General features: G+C 43.5%; 16 protein-coding genes. 12 read left to right on the top strand and 4 right to left on the bottom strand.

The genetic code is table 11. The annotated features are described in order from the left end of the window. Positions 1–17 precede the first annotated feature (17 nt). Positions 18–1,070 (bottom strand): 2,3-butanediol dehydrogenase, encoded by a 1,053-nt coding sequence (locus C1T21_RS19800; RefSeq protein WP_023989740.1) that lies wholly within the window; start codon positions 1,068–1,070, stop codon positions 18–20. Between the two features lie 340 nt (positions 1,071–1,410). Between C1T21_RS19800 and C1T21_RS19805 the strand changes: the two genes are divergently transcribed. Together C1T21_RS19805 and C1T21_RS19810 are read left to right on the top strand one after the other, a co-directional pair. Continuing rightward, positions 1,411–2,448 (top strand): LacI family DNA-binding transcriptional regulator, encoded by a 1,038-nt coding sequence (locus tag C1T21_RS19805; protein WP_103049452.1) that lies wholly within the window; start codon positions 1,411–1,413, stop codon positions 2,446–2,448. 121 nt (positions 2,449–2,569) lie between these two features. Further along, on the top strand, positions 2,570–3,220 hold the full coding sequence (locus tag C1T21_RS19810; protein WP_103049453.1) for a hypothetical protein: 651 nt from the start codon (positions 2,570–2,572) through the stop codon (positions 3,218–3,220). A 160-nt stretch (positions 3,221–3,380) separates the two neighbouring features. Here the strand turns inward: C1T21_RS19810 and C1T21_RS19815 are convergent, their stop codons facing one another. After that, positions 3,381–4,310 (bottom strand): AraC family transcriptional regulator, encoded by a 930-nt coding sequence (locus tag C1T21_RS19815; protein WP_103049685.1) that lies wholly within the window; start codon positions 4,308–4,310, stop codon positions 3,381–3,383. A gap of 198 nt (positions 4,311–4,508) precedes the next feature. Between C1T21_RS19815 and C1T21_RS19820 the strand changes: the two genes are divergently transcribed. The 4 genes from C1T21_RS19820 (at position 4,509) to C1T21_RS19835 (ending at position 7,329) form a co-directional block, all read left to right on the top strand. Further along, positions 4,509–4,787 (top strand): Atu4866 domain-containing protein, encoded by a 279-nt coding sequence (locus C1T21_RS19820; protein ID WP_103049454.1) that lies wholly within the window; start codon positions 4,509–4,511, stop codon positions 4,785–4,787. A 50-nt stretch (positions 4,788–4,837) separates the two neighbouring features. Further along, on the top strand, positions 4,838–5,575 hold the full coding sequence (locus C1T21_RS19825; protein ID WP_103049455.1) for an SDR family oxidoreductase: 738 nt from the start codon (positions 4,838–4,840) through the stop codon (positions 5,573–5,575). Between the two features lie 222 nt (positions 5,576–5,797). Continuing rightward, positions 5,798–6,076, top strand: a complete 279-nt coding sequence (locus C1T21_RS19830) for an ArsR/SmtB family transcription factor (RefSeq protein WP_013311367.1) — start codon at positions 5,798–5,800, stop codon at positions 6,074–6,076. 80 nt (positions 6,077–6,156) lie between these two features. Next, positions 6,157–7,329: an MFS transporter gene (locus C1T21_RS19835; RefSeq protein WP_103049456.1), complete on the top strand. Its 1,173-nt coding sequence runs from the start codon at positions 6,157–6,159 to the stop codon at positions 7,327–7,329. 101 nt (positions 7,330–7,430) lie between these two features. On the opposite strand, the gene C1T21_RS19840 is transcribed toward C1T21_RS19835, so the two are convergent. Continuing rightward, complete coding sequence (locus tag C1T21_RS19840) at positions 7,431–8,036, bottom strand: GNAT family N-acetyltransferase (RefSeq protein WP_258012557.1); 606 nt, start codon at positions 8,034–8,036, stop codon at positions 7,431–7,433. Positions 8,037–8,520: 484 nt separating this feature from the next. On the opposite strand from C1T21_RS19840, the gene C1T21_RS19850 reads away from it, so the two are divergent. Beyond that, positions 8,521–8,892, top strand: coding sequence for a hypothetical protein (locus C1T21_RS19850; RefSeq protein ID WP_103049458.1), 372 nt, complete (start codon positions 8,521–8,523; stop codon positions 8,890–8,892). Between the two features lie 225 nt (positions 8,893–9,117). On the opposite strand, the gene C1T21_RS19855 is transcribed toward C1T21_RS19850, so the two are convergent. Next, positions 9,118–10,122: a chitosanase gene (locus tag C1T21_RS19855; RefSeq protein WP_103049459.1), complete on the bottom strand. Its 1,005-nt coding sequence runs from the start codon at positions 10,120–10,122 to the stop codon at positions 9,118–9,120. 266 nt (positions 10,123–10,388) lie between these two features. On the opposite strand from C1T21_RS19855, the gene C1T21_RS19860 reads away from it, so the two are divergent. The 5 genes from C1T21_RS19860 (at position 10,389) to C1T21_RS19880 (ending at position 14,633) form a co-directional block, all read left to right on the top strand. Further along, on the top strand, positions 10,389–11,171 hold the full coding sequence (locus C1T21_RS19860; protein ID WP_103049460.1) for an isocitrate lyase/PEP mutase family protein: 783 nt from the start codon (positions 10,389–10,391) through the stop codon (positions 11,169–11,171). A 42-nt stretch (positions 11,172–11,213) separates the two neighbouring features. After that, positions 11,214–11,774, top strand: a complete 561-nt coding sequence (locus C1T21_RS19865; protein WP_103049461.1) for a bifunctional transcriptional activator/DNA repair enzyme AdaA — start codon at positions 11,214–11,216, stop codon at positions 11,772–11,774. A gap of 25 nt (positions 11,775–11,799) precedes the next feature. Beyond that, complete coding sequence (locus C1T21_RS19870; RefSeq protein ID WP_025718121.1) at positions 11,800–12,285, top strand: methylated-DNA--[protein]-cysteine S-methyltransferase; 486 nt, start codon at positions 11,800–11,802, stop codon at positions 12,283–12,285. Between the two features lie 13 nt (positions 12,286–12,298). After that, positions 12,299–12,586: an antitoxin Xre/MbcA/ParS toxin-binding domain-containing protein gene (locus C1T21_RS19875; protein WP_025718120.1), complete on the top strand. Its 288-nt coding sequence runs from the start codon at positions 12,299–12,301 to the stop codon at positions 12,584–12,586. Between the two features lie 163 nt (positions 12,587–12,749). Beyond that, positions 12,750–14,633: a stalk domain-containing protein gene (locus C1T21_RS19880; protein WP_103049462.1), complete on the top strand. Its 1,884-nt coding sequence runs from the start codon at positions 12,750–12,752 to the stop codon at positions 14,631–14,633. Positions 14,634–14,682 lie beyond the last annotated feature (49 nt).

A 14,682-nucleotide genomic window follows, 5' to 3' on the forward strand; every position in this document is an offset into this window, starting at 1 on the left:
CTGGTTTGTTTTCGATATTAGGCTTGCGGAGATACCAGGATTTTAACCTGATTTTTCTCTTTCAGGAGACCTTCAAAACCTTGCTCAATCACTTCTTCGAGTTTAATACGTTTGGTAACCAGCTTGTCGGCAGGGAAATAACCTTTTTCCATCAGGCTGATAACAGCTGGGAATACATCACGGTAGCCGATAATACCAGTCAGATTGCGTTCCTTCATAACGATATTGTTAGGCTTGATCGGAGCTTCTTTTTCAAAAATGCTGACGATCATGATTTGTCCGCTAATTTTAGTGGATTCAATAGCTTGAGTCAGTACAGGAGGTACTCCAGTGACTTCATAGGCTACATCTACACCGCCGTTAGTCCGTTTGTGCAGTTCTTCCACCACATCATAAGTCTTAGGATCAAGCACAATAGCACCCAGCTCTTCAGCTTTAGCTTTGCGTTCCTCGGAAAGCTCTACTGCATAAATCTCAGATGCACCCGAAGCTTTCAACGCTTCAATAACCAGCAATCCGATAGGACCAGCGCCAAATACTACAGCTTTGTCGCCGACTTTCAGTTGGCTTTGACGAACAGCATACAAAGCAACGGCCGAAGGCTCTACCAACGCTCCTTGCTCGAAAGATACGCTTTCTGGAATTTTGTGAACCATGTGCTCGTCAGCTGCGACATATTCAGAAAATCCACCGCCGCCGCCTGCCAGACCGAGGAAGCCCATTTTATCGCAAAGATTATATTTGCCTTGTTTACATGCATCACATTCTCCACATGCAAAAACCGGTTCTACAACGACACGGTCGCCAACCTGAATCTTGGTTACACCTTCACCGATTTCGACGACTTGTCCAGAGAATTCATGTCCCATTACGATCGGCGCTTTTTCGCCAGTCAATGGATGCTGAGCATCTTGGGGAATGAAGATCGGTCCTGCTACATATTCGTGAAGATCACTTCCGCAAATGCCACACCATTCTACTTTGATTTTTACTTTTCCTGCCAGAGCAGCGGGCTGCTCAATATTTTCCAATCGTAAGTCTTTTACTCCATGCCATCTCAATGCTTGCATGTCTGTCATCTCCTTGACGAATATATGATCATTGCCTCTATAAAAGTGAATGAATTAGGAAACGTTTCCGAAAAATAATATGTCACAATTTTTACACATTGTCAAACCAAATTCATACAAAAAGCACTTGATTTTTTTGTGAATATAATCACTTGTGACTACAGTGCTATATTTGGCTCGTTACTTTTATACAAAGAGATTTTGTGGATTTTTCAGGTGAAGTAAAGACAAGAAGAAAACGACTTCAATTTTTAGACACTCATTCTGTGGTATAATATCAACATTAAGACTTTATTTTAGAAAGTCAGAAAACGATTCCGTTCTTGAAAGGATTTTGGGCGTGACAGATCAAAAGAAAGTAACCATAGAGGATGTAGCCAAGCGGGCAGGAGTCGGTATTGCGACTGTCTCCAGAGCTATTAACGATAGTGAGGGCATCAGCCCGAGAACGAAAGCCTTGATTTTGCAAGTGATTGAAGAGATGGGGTTTACGCCCAACACCTCGGCTCAGAGCTTGAAAGTTCGTCAGACACGACAAATCGCACTGGCCGTGCCGGACATTCGTAACGCGATTATTCCGGAGATCGCTTGGTCCGTAGAGCAGGCCGCCAAGCAGCATGGTTACCGTGTCGTGCAAATCAATACCGCCGGGAATGCCAGAATGGAGCTTGAAACCGTTCGTGAGGTCAAGAAGCTGCATGTAGACGGGCTCATCATTATGCCGCTGGCGTATCCCAAAATGTTGGTAGATCTGATTAACAAAGCCAGCGTTCCCGTGTCCATTATTAACTATGGCAAGAAGCTGGGCGAAGATGTCAAAGCGGATATCGTCAGTCTGGCCCGGCAAGAGGGAAGACTCGTGATGGAGCATTTGCTTAAAATCGGCAGAACAAGAATTGCCTATGCAGGCGCTGCGAAGGACAAAATCGAGGAAAGATACTTCGCTTATGAGCAGTCTCTCCAGCATGTGGACCCTTCACTCGTTTATTTTGGCGATGATTTCTCCTTTGAGACAGGGCTGCGTGCTGCCGATTATTTTTACAGCTTGAAACATATGCCGGATGCTATTTATGCGGTTAACGATATGGTGGCGATAGGGATCGTCAATCGATTTAAGGATTTGGGTGTAAAAGTGCCGGATGAGGTTGCTGTAGTCGGTATTGATAACAATCTGTGGGCTACGGTAACGACCCCTCAGATCAGCTCAGTTTCCATCATGGGGGAAGAGGTGGCACGGCTGGCTGCGGAGCTGCTGCTCAAGCGGATTCAGGAACAGACACCTGGGGATTATGAGCGTGTGCAATTCGAGCCTCGTCTGATCGTGAGGGAATCGAGCGTCTCTGTGATCCGTAAGCCTACGGTGGGACGTGACGCTTAGAAGTCTAGATGCAATCTTCCTATCGTCATAACGATGATGAGCGGTTGCAGGCGTAGTAGGGTATGAGTGGATTTTGGGCAATCATAACGACCATTGTTTGTTTAGACAGGAGAGTGGATTCATGTTAAAAGGTAATGGGGTTGTATCTGTAGCTTGTACTGCACTATTGCTGGCTGTAACCATAGGGTGCACTCCCCATCCAGTGGGACAGGATGCTGAAACTGCGGCACCGTCCGGTGCAAACAATGGGGAGTCCAAGCAAACTGCAGCCAATACGCAGCACACCCAGCAAAGTAAAGAGGAGCTAGTGCTGTCCTTTTATAAGGATTCATCCCTCAGTGATGAAGCAAAAGTACGCCACATGACGGACCATTTAGCAGGAATCCAATGGGAAAAGATAAACGAAATCAAAGAACATCAAAGCCTGGAAATTATCGAATATCTGTATAGGCAGCGCGCTTTTATTCCATCGGAAAGTTTCCCAAATGTGATCCGAGCTTCTGAAGGATTGGATGGAGCTTTAAGCGAAAGCTATGCTGGTCTTATGGGAGATTTGTTTACAAGAGACAGAACTGCGATGACTCGAGCATTGGCACATATGGACAAAACCAACCGCACACAAGGTATAGGAAGCATCGGGTATGCTCTCAGCTATAGAGAACCCAAGGAAGTCAAGAAAGAGATTCAACAATGGCAGGCAGGACAAAAGCTTACTTCGGCAGAGAAGGATGTCATTCGAGCCTTGTTCGTCAAGCTGGATAATCCGTATTGATGCTCAAATAGTGATGACCACATGCATAAAGGAATATATTGAACAGCCGCGTCTCTACCGGAGGAGCGGCTGTTTTGTGCTGTTTTTTACATCCTGCCATTTATGATTGGGATAAATGTTAGTAGAACCATTGGTTTCAGATGTTCATCTAACAATGGGTTCAAATGGTCGGGTGATCCTGATCCGAGCGCAAGCGTTTGATATCACTAATTGGAGGCAGGCCGAACAAGCGGGCGTATTCGCGGCTGAATTGTGAGGGACTCTCGTAACCTACCTGAAAACCGACATCTGCCGCATCCGCTGATTCGGATAACAACAGGCGGCGGGACTCTTGTAGACGTAATTGTTTTTGATATTGCATTGGGCTCATAGCCGTAACCTCTTTAAAATGACGATGTAGTGACGAAGGACTCATATTCGCTAGTTTGGACAATTCCTCAATACGCAACGGCTTATCATAATCCTGCTTAATCCGCTTTATGACTTCTGCGATTCGGTTGGAATGGCTGCCGGTCATGACCAGTTGTTTTAAGGATTCCCCCTGATTACCCTGTAAAATCCTATACAGTATCTCACGAATGACTAATGGAGCTAGCACCGGAACATCCTGTGGGCTTTCCAAAAGATGCACTAGCCTTACCACGGCATCCAGCAGTAGAGAGTTGGTTTGGCTTACATACAAGCCTCGTCTGGAATCAGGCATTGGGCTTGTGGGAAAAGCAGATTCCTTGATCAGGTCCAAAACCTGATGCGGATCAAAATTGAGCCGGAGGCACAAATAAGGAGCTTCTGCTGACGCTTGGATGACCTGCCCGGATATCGGCAAATCCACCGACACGACAAGGTAGTCGAATGTACCGTAATGGTAACTTTCCTCTGCGAGCATCACGACTTTTCTGCCTTGTGCCACAATACATAAAGCAGGTTCATGGACTTGATGTATCGGAACGGTTGTATTTGAACTTCGGACGAAATGAAGCGAAGGTATGGCTGTAGTGAGAACTCCGTCCTGATTTGAAAATCGTTCTATAAGCCTTGCCAACTCGGCTTGTTTTTCCATGGTAGAACTTTCTATTTTGGTTGCCCCCATCATGACACATCCCTTCTTTGCAACGTAGCCCGTTTTCATTTTCAGTAGTTTATTACATATTAAGGGGCTTTGGAGGATTAGGCAATAATTTGCTCTGATTCTTCTACCGGGCTGATGGACATTCCTCTCATAATAAGATGCAGATACAACACCTAATGAGCAATTGAGAAAAAAATAGAAGTGCAAAGGAGTGGAGTCATGGAGAGTAACAAAGCGGAAAAAAGTGTACACGCTTCGCAGCATCCCTATATAGGGATGTGGGTAACTGAAGACGGAAATATCCGTCACGAACTCTTGCCTAATGGCCGTTATGATGAAGCACGGGGTCAGAGACAAAGTGCCTATACAGGCAGCTATATCTTAGAAGATGACTATATCGAATATGTGGACGACACCGGATTTACGGCAGATGGTGTATTCAAAAATGGTGTTTTGTATCATGCAGGGATGATTTTTTACAGGGAAGTAAAAAAGTAATCTGTTATATCACTTTTTAAGTGAGATTTTAAACTAGAGGAGGAACAAGCATGTTGAATATTAAAGGGAAAGTCGTAGCTATTACGGGGGCAAGCAGTGGAATCGGTGAAGCTACTGCCCGTTTACTTGCTCACCAAGGGGCTCATGTGGTATTAGGGGCCAGACGCACAGAGCGATTAGAGGCTCTGACATCCGAGATTCGTTCTAAAGGTGGATCGGCTGGTTATCAGCAACTGGATGTGACGAAGAGGGACCAGATGGAAGCGTTCATTAAGTACGCGGAAAAAACATTTGGGCGTGTGGATGTCATTTTGAACAATGCGGGAGTGATGCCTCTTTCAAAATTAGAAGCCCTGAAGGTAGAAGAATGGGATCGCATGATTGATGTAAATATACGGGGCGTTCTGCATGGGATTGCGGCAGGGCTTCCTATTATGAAAAAGCAAGGATTTGGTCAGTTTATTAATATCGCCTCTATTGGCGCGTATAGTGTAACCCCGACTGCAGCGGTGTATTGTGCTACGAAGTATGCGGTTCGGGCGATCTCTGAAGGATTGCGTATGGAGGTGGGGGGAGATATTCGTGTGACGCTGGTATCGCCGGGAGTAACCGAATCTGAGCTTGCTGACAGTATTTCAGATGAAGAGGCCCGGCAAGGAATGAAAGAGTACCGTCGTATTTCGATTTCACCTGATGCCATTGCCCGTTCCATTCTGTATGCCATGGAGCAGCCGGCGGATGTAGACGTTAATGAAATTATTGTTAGACCTACGGCAAGCCCTAATTAATGTCATGAAATCCATGATTCCCTCTCTGCACTCAAATCATTTTTCCCTCCATCCTTTATGGATGGGGGATTATTTATAAGATGAGAAAGAGCATCGTTCACACCACAGAGTGTAAAAAGGCTGTGTCTTTAGAATAAACGGGTTTACTTTTACAAATGTTTGTGATAACTTTATTTCGACAAACATCGAAATTAAGACTGGAACAGAAGGGAGCCGAACAGGGTGAAAGATACAACAGAGATGCAGCAAGCTGTAAAAATATATAAAGCACTTGGAGAACCCACTCGTCTCAAGATAGCACTTCTGCTAAAAGAGGAAAGTGACCAATGCTGCTCTGTGCTGGGCGAAAAGCTGAACAGTGTAGCTATTTCAACGCTATCACACCATCTGAAGCAAATGGCAGAGTCGGGGCTGCTCACATACCGTAAAGAGGGGACGTTTATTTATTACAGTTTGGATGTGGAGGCAGCGCAGAAATATGCCCCGTTCCTGATAACATAAATTTTTTTAGTCTTAATTTCGATATTTGTAAAAATATAAAAATATAAAAAATACCAAAAGAAAAGAGGCGTTATTTAAAAATGCAGAGCACGTGGAAAGTGTATATTTTGGCCATTGTTAGTTTTTTGGTAGGCACATCCGAATACATTATCTCAGGCGTTTTGGATCAGATTGCAACAACCATGGGGATTACGGTGTCCGCAGCGGGCCAGCTGATTACAGTCTTTTCTCTTGCTTACGCGATTGGCACGCCGATCCTGATGGCAGTAACCGCTAAATGGGACAGACGCAAGCTGCTCTTGAGTTCGCTCGGATTATTTGCAGTAGCCAATGTCCTCTCCTTTGTTCTACCGGGTTTTGGAATGTTTATCGCCGCACGTATTCTTATGGCCCTCGGGGCAGGGATGGTCGTGGTTACAGCACTGAGCATTGCTGCGAAAATTGCCCCAGCCGGCAAGCAGGCCAGTTCTATTGCTACGGTTACTATGGGTTTTACAGCCTCGCTGATTATCGGGGTGCCACTTGGGAGAATGATATCTTCTGCATATGGCTGGAAAACCGTATTTCTCGGTATCGCTTTGACAGGAATTATTGCCCTAATTGTTATTGCTATGACGATTCCCCGCTTGAAAGGAGATCGACCTGTCCCCTTACTACAACAGTTTGCTCTTCTGAAAAAGCCTGAAGTTGCTTTGGGATTAGGCATTACCTTCTTTTGGCTAGGAGGTTATTCACTCGCGTATACTTACATCTCACCGTATTTGCTGAATGTATCAGGTGTAGGAGAGGATATGCTAAGCTCAGTATTACTCGCCTTCGGAATTGCCAGTCTAATCGGGTCAAAAATTGGTGGGTACAGTGCGGATAAAAAGGGTATACCCTTTACATTATTAGGGGGTATGGTGTTGCACGGTATTTCCTTACTCTTGCTTCCTTTTGCCGCTCATTCCCTGATTGCAGTATTTGCTTTATTGATCCTTTGGTCGTTCGCAGCCTGGACAACTGGACCTACTCAACAATATAATCTGGTCACACTTGTGCCTGAATCTTCTGGTGTGATGCTGAGTCTCAATCAGTCTACAATGCAGCTTGCTATGGCAGCCGGAGCCGGAATTGGCGGTGTAGTTGTTGGTCAGGTTTCGCTGTCTTCCATCACCTGGTTTGGAGCAGCAGGGGTCGGTATCGCTATTGTGGCTACGTATTTACTTACACGAAGATCCTCAGTTCAAACACAAGTGGGTGTTACGGAGTAAAGTTTATAGATAAGTGAAAAGGAGGCCCAGTGATGAAGGTGACATTGCGGGCCTTCTTTGATTTGTATGAGCAATAATATGCTCTCTTGCAGTAAGAAGGCTTATTCAAACGCAATATCAGTGATTTTACCGCCTTCCTCAAAGCCGATATTTTTATAAACTTGATTGGAAACCGAATTTTTTAAATCTGCATATAGCATGGGTACTAAATGCTCATTTTCCAAAATGGAACATAGCTCGGATACCATTGCGCTGGCAAAACCTTTCTTTCGTAAATTAGGCGGGGTATACACAGCGTTAATGCGAGCATGTCTCGGCGAGAAGTGAGCAATATTAGCCATGGACACAGGCATGTTATTTACAATCCAAAGATACAAATTTCCTGTCCCGATGGTCTTCTCCGCAACCGATATTTGACTAACCGGATCAATAAAACTACCTAAAGCCTCTTCTGAAAAACCAGCTAGAAACTGGGCAACTAATTGTACATCCTCTGGGATGGATTGTCGGATCATTCCCTCAACGCCCGAGGGCTTTTTATATTTAGGACAGAAATAAGATTCCATGACCATGTGGGTATGTACCTGAGCAGCATGACGACGTTGTGCGTAAGCATTTGCGAACTTCTCGACTGTTTCGGCATCACCACGTACACCTGATAGGGTGGTTCCTTTTAAATAACGTAAGAGTTCTTCTATATAGGTCAATTTATGATTATCTGTGATTTGTTGTGAGATCCATATCCAAGCTTTATGCCTCCTAAAAATGAGTTGTGACCTAAGCACTTGTAAAGTGCTATGAATCTACGAAGATCCAATTATTATATCTACTAGGATTTAAACTTCCGCGCTATACGCTTCTTATTTTTTTGTCGCCAAATCCATCTTTCGATAAAGTTTTTTTCTTTTCTTTCCTGAAGTGTTTCCTTCATACCCTTAATAAGAAATTCGGATCTTCGCTTGTCGTTTCTGCTAATTTCACGTAGTTCCTCAATAAATTTATCGTCCATGTCCGCATCTCCGTTAGTTCAGGATTTTCCAAATTGCTAAGCTAGATTATACAGAACATATGTTCCTTTTTCAAGTCTGCATCGCTCTATTCAATCACATAACCATTTTTAGATGGATGCTGCGAGGCCCGCGCCAATCGGATGGTGAGGCATAAGATAAAGTTGAAAGGAGGAATTACAACATGGACAACAAAGCATATGTATCTCAAACGTATCCACGTCTTACAGTCTACAACGAAGAAAATTTTCGGGGTTCCAGGAGAGTATTCAGAGGAAACCTGGGCATTCGTAATACCGATAACATTCTCGACGGCATCGAAAGTCTGCGTTTCTTTTCTACCAGCAGCAATGCTACACTTGTACTCTTTACTGGCACGCGGTTTAGAGGTAACTTCCGTGTGTTTAGAGGCAATCGCAGCATCGCCGACCTGGATGATCTGATTCGCGGGAATGATGTGGAATCTATTATCTCTACCAATCAACGTTTGACGTTGCAGCAAATCCGTAATATCCGCAGTACCGGTAGACTGCCATCTGGCTATCGAATCATCTAACGGACTTATTTCGACTTCATAAACTATTTTACAAGACTGTTTCAGGAGCTTGCAACTTTTGGGCTTCTGGGACAGTCTCTCTATTTGTACATGCGACTTACATACTCGAATGATGAGAGGAATTGTATGTGAGAATGCGTTGTTAGCAGTCATCGACAACTCAATGTTCATGAAAAATAGATAAAGGAGGACATACGATATGCCCTCCTAATGACGTATATTGATTTACTTCAGTTCCCAATTCGTTGCTTTGATCACAGCTGCATCTGCGTTCTTAAGATCTGTTTCACCAGAAGCTAAGAGAGAACTCCATTGTTTCACACGATTCTTACCATTGGGAGGTTGGTTATAATCGTTGGTATCGACAACCAATGTACGCTTAGCATAGAAGCTAGTCATGAACTTCTTCTCATTCGTACTACTGCCTGAACGTGAGAGGATTCCTTCAAGACTACCTGAATCACCAGTAGCGCCTTGATTGAGTGCTGTGTCGACAAATGATCCAATCGTCAGAGCAGTATTAAATCCGCGTTTCTGTGCTTGCTGTACACTATACTCGATATAGGTGTCATAGAACGTACGCCACATGGCTTCTCTCCAAGCTTCATTGTTTTGGAGAGCGTTGATCTTCTTCTTGATTACACTATCGCTATCGCTGAGTTTTAGAATCGAACCACTCATTTTCCCCTTCAGACCAGCACGTGTTAATCCACCTGCAATGGAAGGGTTACTAGCTCCACTAGCAGCATCAAAAGCTTTGAATAAGTCCGGACCATCGGGTCCCGTATCATTTGAACCGCCGGTTGTTGCTCCAAAGATACCAATTGTGTATCCGCGATTATCGCCGATATCTTCAGCATAGCCATAAAATTCAGTCCATTTCAAAGAATCTTGCTCTGGTTTGTTCACTAGCTTCATAATATTATCCCATTGCTCACCGTCGAGTCCTGTATTAGCCTTCAGAAACTGAAGTGTTGAAGGTGAGAAATTAGCATCATGATCAATAGCTGTAACCGCTTCTTGGCTAGTAGCTTCTTCGCTGGTAAGGGATAATGGCTCTATACTAGCTTCATTTGAATTGTCGAAGCCCTCATTTAAACCGATCGTTTTCTGCACCGGAGTTCCATTCTCTTCAGCAAAAGCCTTGCTAGGTGAAGGGCCGGACAAGCTAGAGAAAGAAGCGATTACAGTAAAGCTTAGCAAGATCATAAGGAACTTTGTTTTATACATATAACTCCTCCTATAGTAATGTAATTGTGAAAGGCTAAAAGCGTAGATTTGCATCTAACTCGAATTGATTTAGCAAGAGTATAGATAAGAAGCATAGGATTGAATAGAGCTTAAATAACCGTTTTTTTCAAAAATTATGATTTATATGTGAATAAATGGACCTAGTTGTTCCCTAGATTCCTACAGATCATAAGTGCAAGAATGAGGACGAAACAAAGATAGCCTCTTGATAAAATGAGTTACATCACATATCAGGAGGCTATATTATGAACAAAATTCATCAGTTTCATGCACTTCACACATCAGAGGAACTTTTATTTTTAGGGAACGCCTGGGATATGCTATCTGCGGTGGCTCTGGAGAGGGCAGGCTTTAAGGCCATAGGTACGACGAGTTGGGGAATTGCCAATACGCTTGGATTCTCAGATGGAGAGCTTATTGATTTTGATCAGCATGTAAGCATTATTCGGACGATTGCTGAGCAAGTTCAGATTCCAGTGTCGGCAGATATTGAAGCAGGATATGGGGAGGATACGGCAACGATTGTTGAGCATGTTTTAAGGGTAGCCGATGTGGGAGTTGCAGGGATTAATATTGAGGATTCTTTGAAAACGCAAAAGGGACTTCGAGAAGTGGGCCTACACAGTAACCTGTTGTCCAAAATAAGAACAGCATTGGATGCGCGTGGGTTTCAGGAGTTTTTTATAAACGCAAGAACGGATACATATTTGCAGATGGATGCCCCACTTTCAGAGACCATAGAGCGGGCCAAAGCGTATGTGGATAGTGGTGCGAGCGGAATTTTTGTTCCAGGATTAAAGAGTGATGAAGAGATCAGGGAAGTTGTGTTTCATGTACATGCTCCGCTTAATGTTTTATCTCTGCCGGGTCTGACGAATGTCCACCAGCTTCAGCAGTTAGGAGTTAAACGGTTTAGCTTTGGAAATGCATTTTCTGATAAGATAATAGTTGCTTTGCAAAAGAATGCCGAACAGTTGATAGAGCTTCAAGATACATCACATTTATATGAGGATTTTGCAAAATCCTGAACTAGATGAATATGAACTATAGAAAGGACAGAGCATTCGATCATGGCTAACATCAATCTTTCTTTTGAAGAAATGTGGGAGAAAATTATAGCGTGTGATCGTAAGTATGACGGGTTGTTTTTTACCGCTGTGAAAACAACCCGCATATACTGCCGACCTTCCTGTCGATCCAAAAAGCCGAAAAAAATAAATGTGGAGTTTTACTTTGATTTGGACAAAGTGGAAAAGGCGGGTTTTCGTGCTTGCAAAAGATGCCAGCCCCATACAGACCTTTCGCCGTATATCAGACTTGTGCAGAATGTGGTAACCTTCTTGGTCAATCATTACAAGGAAAAACTTGTATTGCAGGATATTGCGGATCATATCGGAATAAGCTCCTTTTACTTGGATCGGATCTTTAAACAGGAAACCGCCGAAACCCCACGTACGTATTTGGAAAAAATAAGAGTAGATAAGGCAGCCTATCTTCTTAAAAGTACAAATCTTACGAATCTTGAGATTTGCTATGAGACGGGCTTCCAAAGTCCCTCCCATTTCTATAAGGCGTTTCGCAGCTTGAACCATTGTTCTCCTAGTGAGTATAGGAAGTTGAGTAAGGATTAGAAAAGGAAGGAGGTTGTACCCTTTTATGAGCGAACTATACGTATTGAAGTATGTATCGCCGATTGGAGAGATAGAGATACAGGGCACAAATGAGGCTGTCTATTCTATTATGTTCTCTAATCGGAATGAGCCCTTAACGAGGGCTATAGAAGAGGTTCCAATCCAAGTATTAGCGGAATGCGCTACCCAGCTTGACGAGTATTTTAAAGGTGAGCGCTTTGAGTTTACGTTTCCTTATGCCTTTAAAGGTACGGATTTTCAGCAAAAAGTATGGAATGCACTGGTGTCCGTGGGGTATGGTAAAACGACAGCTTATAAAGATATTGCTCTTGCTATTGGAAATGAAAAAGCGATCCGAGCCGTAGGCAGTGCTAATGGAAAAAATAAGCTGAGCATTGTGATTCCATGTCACCGAATTATCGGTTCCAATCAGAAACTAACGGGCTATGCAGGAGGGCTATGGAGAAAAGAATGGTTGCTCCAGCATGAGAAGCGTTGTCTGAGGTCCTAAGGAGGGTTCGTAGATGAGAGACATATATTTGAAAGAGTTTAAGCCGGAGAGCTGGACCAACATGGTTCAGATCTATCAGGAGCGATATGCTCAGGTAGATCCGGCTATAAGAGCAAAAGTGGCCGAAAGTAAAATTCCAAAGGAGATTCAGATTGTGCTGCTGCCCGATATGGGGGAGTATTTACTGACTTGGATGGATCGAAAAGTCCCCGCACTCGGCAACGAAACACCGTCGGATTATTTGAAAAGCGAAGAAGGGACTAAGGCACTGAAGGCGGCCATATTACGTATGCCACGTTGAAGAAGCGGGCCAAGGAGATACATATGAACCGAACAGAAGAACAGAGCGCGAATGATGGAAAAAGTGAGTTCGCATATCCATAACTGTAATCAGATGGCATGAACTTCATCTAACCCTATGCTATGATTTACCGACAAGAATAGATGCAAAAGGGGAAATAAGAATGAAGCTCAAAAGTATGATGTTCCTACTTTCGTTTTTAACGATACTCGTAGGGTTGTTCACTTTGTGTACAGAAAGTGTTCACGCTGCCAATTCGACAGTATTCAGAGATGGAGATAAGCTTAAGCTTACCCTTGATGATGGTAATGGAGTAAACAGAGTATTTAAATTCGATCTCCCGTTTACGATTAAGCCTGATACGCCAATTCGCTTGTATAGCAACTATATTGAAATTCCTCCTGGTGACTTTACGATCGATTATGCCAACTCCACAATTTCGATTGCAGATTCACGACCAGCACCTTATCCAGGATCAGAAAATCATATAGAGTTTCCTATAGTTACAACTATGGAAGGGACTGTGCAGTCAGTCGATGAATCTACAGTAACTCCACTTGCTGGGGAGCCGAAAGTAACGCAGCCTGAGGTGGAGACCAATCTAAAAGAGATTCCCACTCCCAGTGAACCCGAGGTTGCTCAACCTGTGGATAAACCGAAAGTAATTGAACCGCAAGTAACCCAGCCTGTCGTGGAGCCTAAAGTGGACCAAGAGGTGGATGAGTCACCGGAAATCCCTTTGTCTATCCCGTCTGGAGAAAATTTTCCGGGTACATTTACAATCAACTCTTCAGGTACGTCATTTTCAGTTCGTTTGAAATTGAAAAATATTCAACCCACGTACACTTCATACGTTATGGTCAAAAATGCGGATGCTCAATTAATTAAACGGATTCAGTTCGATCCGGAAACAACGTTTAGCTACCCATTGAGTAACCTGAATTTATCTACGGGTGGATACTACTTTTATATCAAAATGATCGATCAGTCGGGAAATTCGGCCGCGTCTGTACCCCAATTCGTTCCCATAAATAATAACAAGGCTCAGCAGGTTGAGGTGTTTATAGACGGTAAACTGCAACAATATGAGCAGCCTGCGACCTCTATTAGCGGAAGTATGCTCGTGCCATTTCGTGCCGTTTTTGAGGCGCTTGGGGCGAAAGTGAAATGGGATGGAGCTACCAAGACCGTGACTGCAACCAAAGGAAATACAACGATCAAGTTAACTGTAGGTTCCAGAGATGCCTATATCAACGGTAAATTAGTGCGTCTCAATGCGGCACCGAGGCTCATTAATGGCAAAGTAATGGTTCCTATTCGCTTTGTAAGTGAGGCGCTGGGTGCGAAGGTAAAGTGGAATATTGCAGCTCAGAGCGTTGTGATTTTTCTTGCTCCACCGCAGGTTTTGACAACCAGTGAAAGTGAACAATTAATGGAGGAAAATGAAAATGATTCCGAATCACAATCCAATCCAACGATTCTGAAAAAGATGTCCACTACCTTCTCTAAATCTACGGATATTGTGTTCGTTATAGATGTTACGAGTAGTATGACAGGGACGCTGGATTATGTGAGACAGAAGGTGAAAGGCTTTGTTGATTCCGTTCCAGCAGGTTCCCAATTTGCTGTCGTTGCATTTCGGGATATCAATCTGAAGGCAGATAAAGATTTAGAATTTTTGGAGTTTACGAACGATAAAAACAAGTTAAAAGGTAATTTGAATATGTTGCACCCTTCCGCTGGCGGGGATTTAAAAGAATCGGGATTAGAGGCTATTCAGTTAGCTATAAGTAAATTTCCCAAAAATTCCAATTCCAAAACAATCATATTCATTACAGATGCACCAGTTCATGATAAAAATACCGCTCTGGGTAAAGCCCGTTTTTCTGTGGATGAAATCAACGAGCAATTACAGAAAAATGGCGTTATTTTTAATGCAATCGTGCCTGCAAATGGACTAGCGAACAAACAAATGAAAAAGCTTGTAGATACCAACGAAGGGACTATGTATGATATCAAGGAGGCCAAGCTGAATTTAGCAAAGTAGGTTTGTCCAAACTCAAATAAAGCCGTATAAAGGGAGCCGATGTAAGGCT

It is taken from the genome of Paenibacillus sp. F4, assembly GCF_002894905.1.
GTDB lineage: Bacteria > Bacillota > Bacilli > Paenibacillales > Paenibacillaceae > Paenibacillus > Paenibacillus polymyxa_B.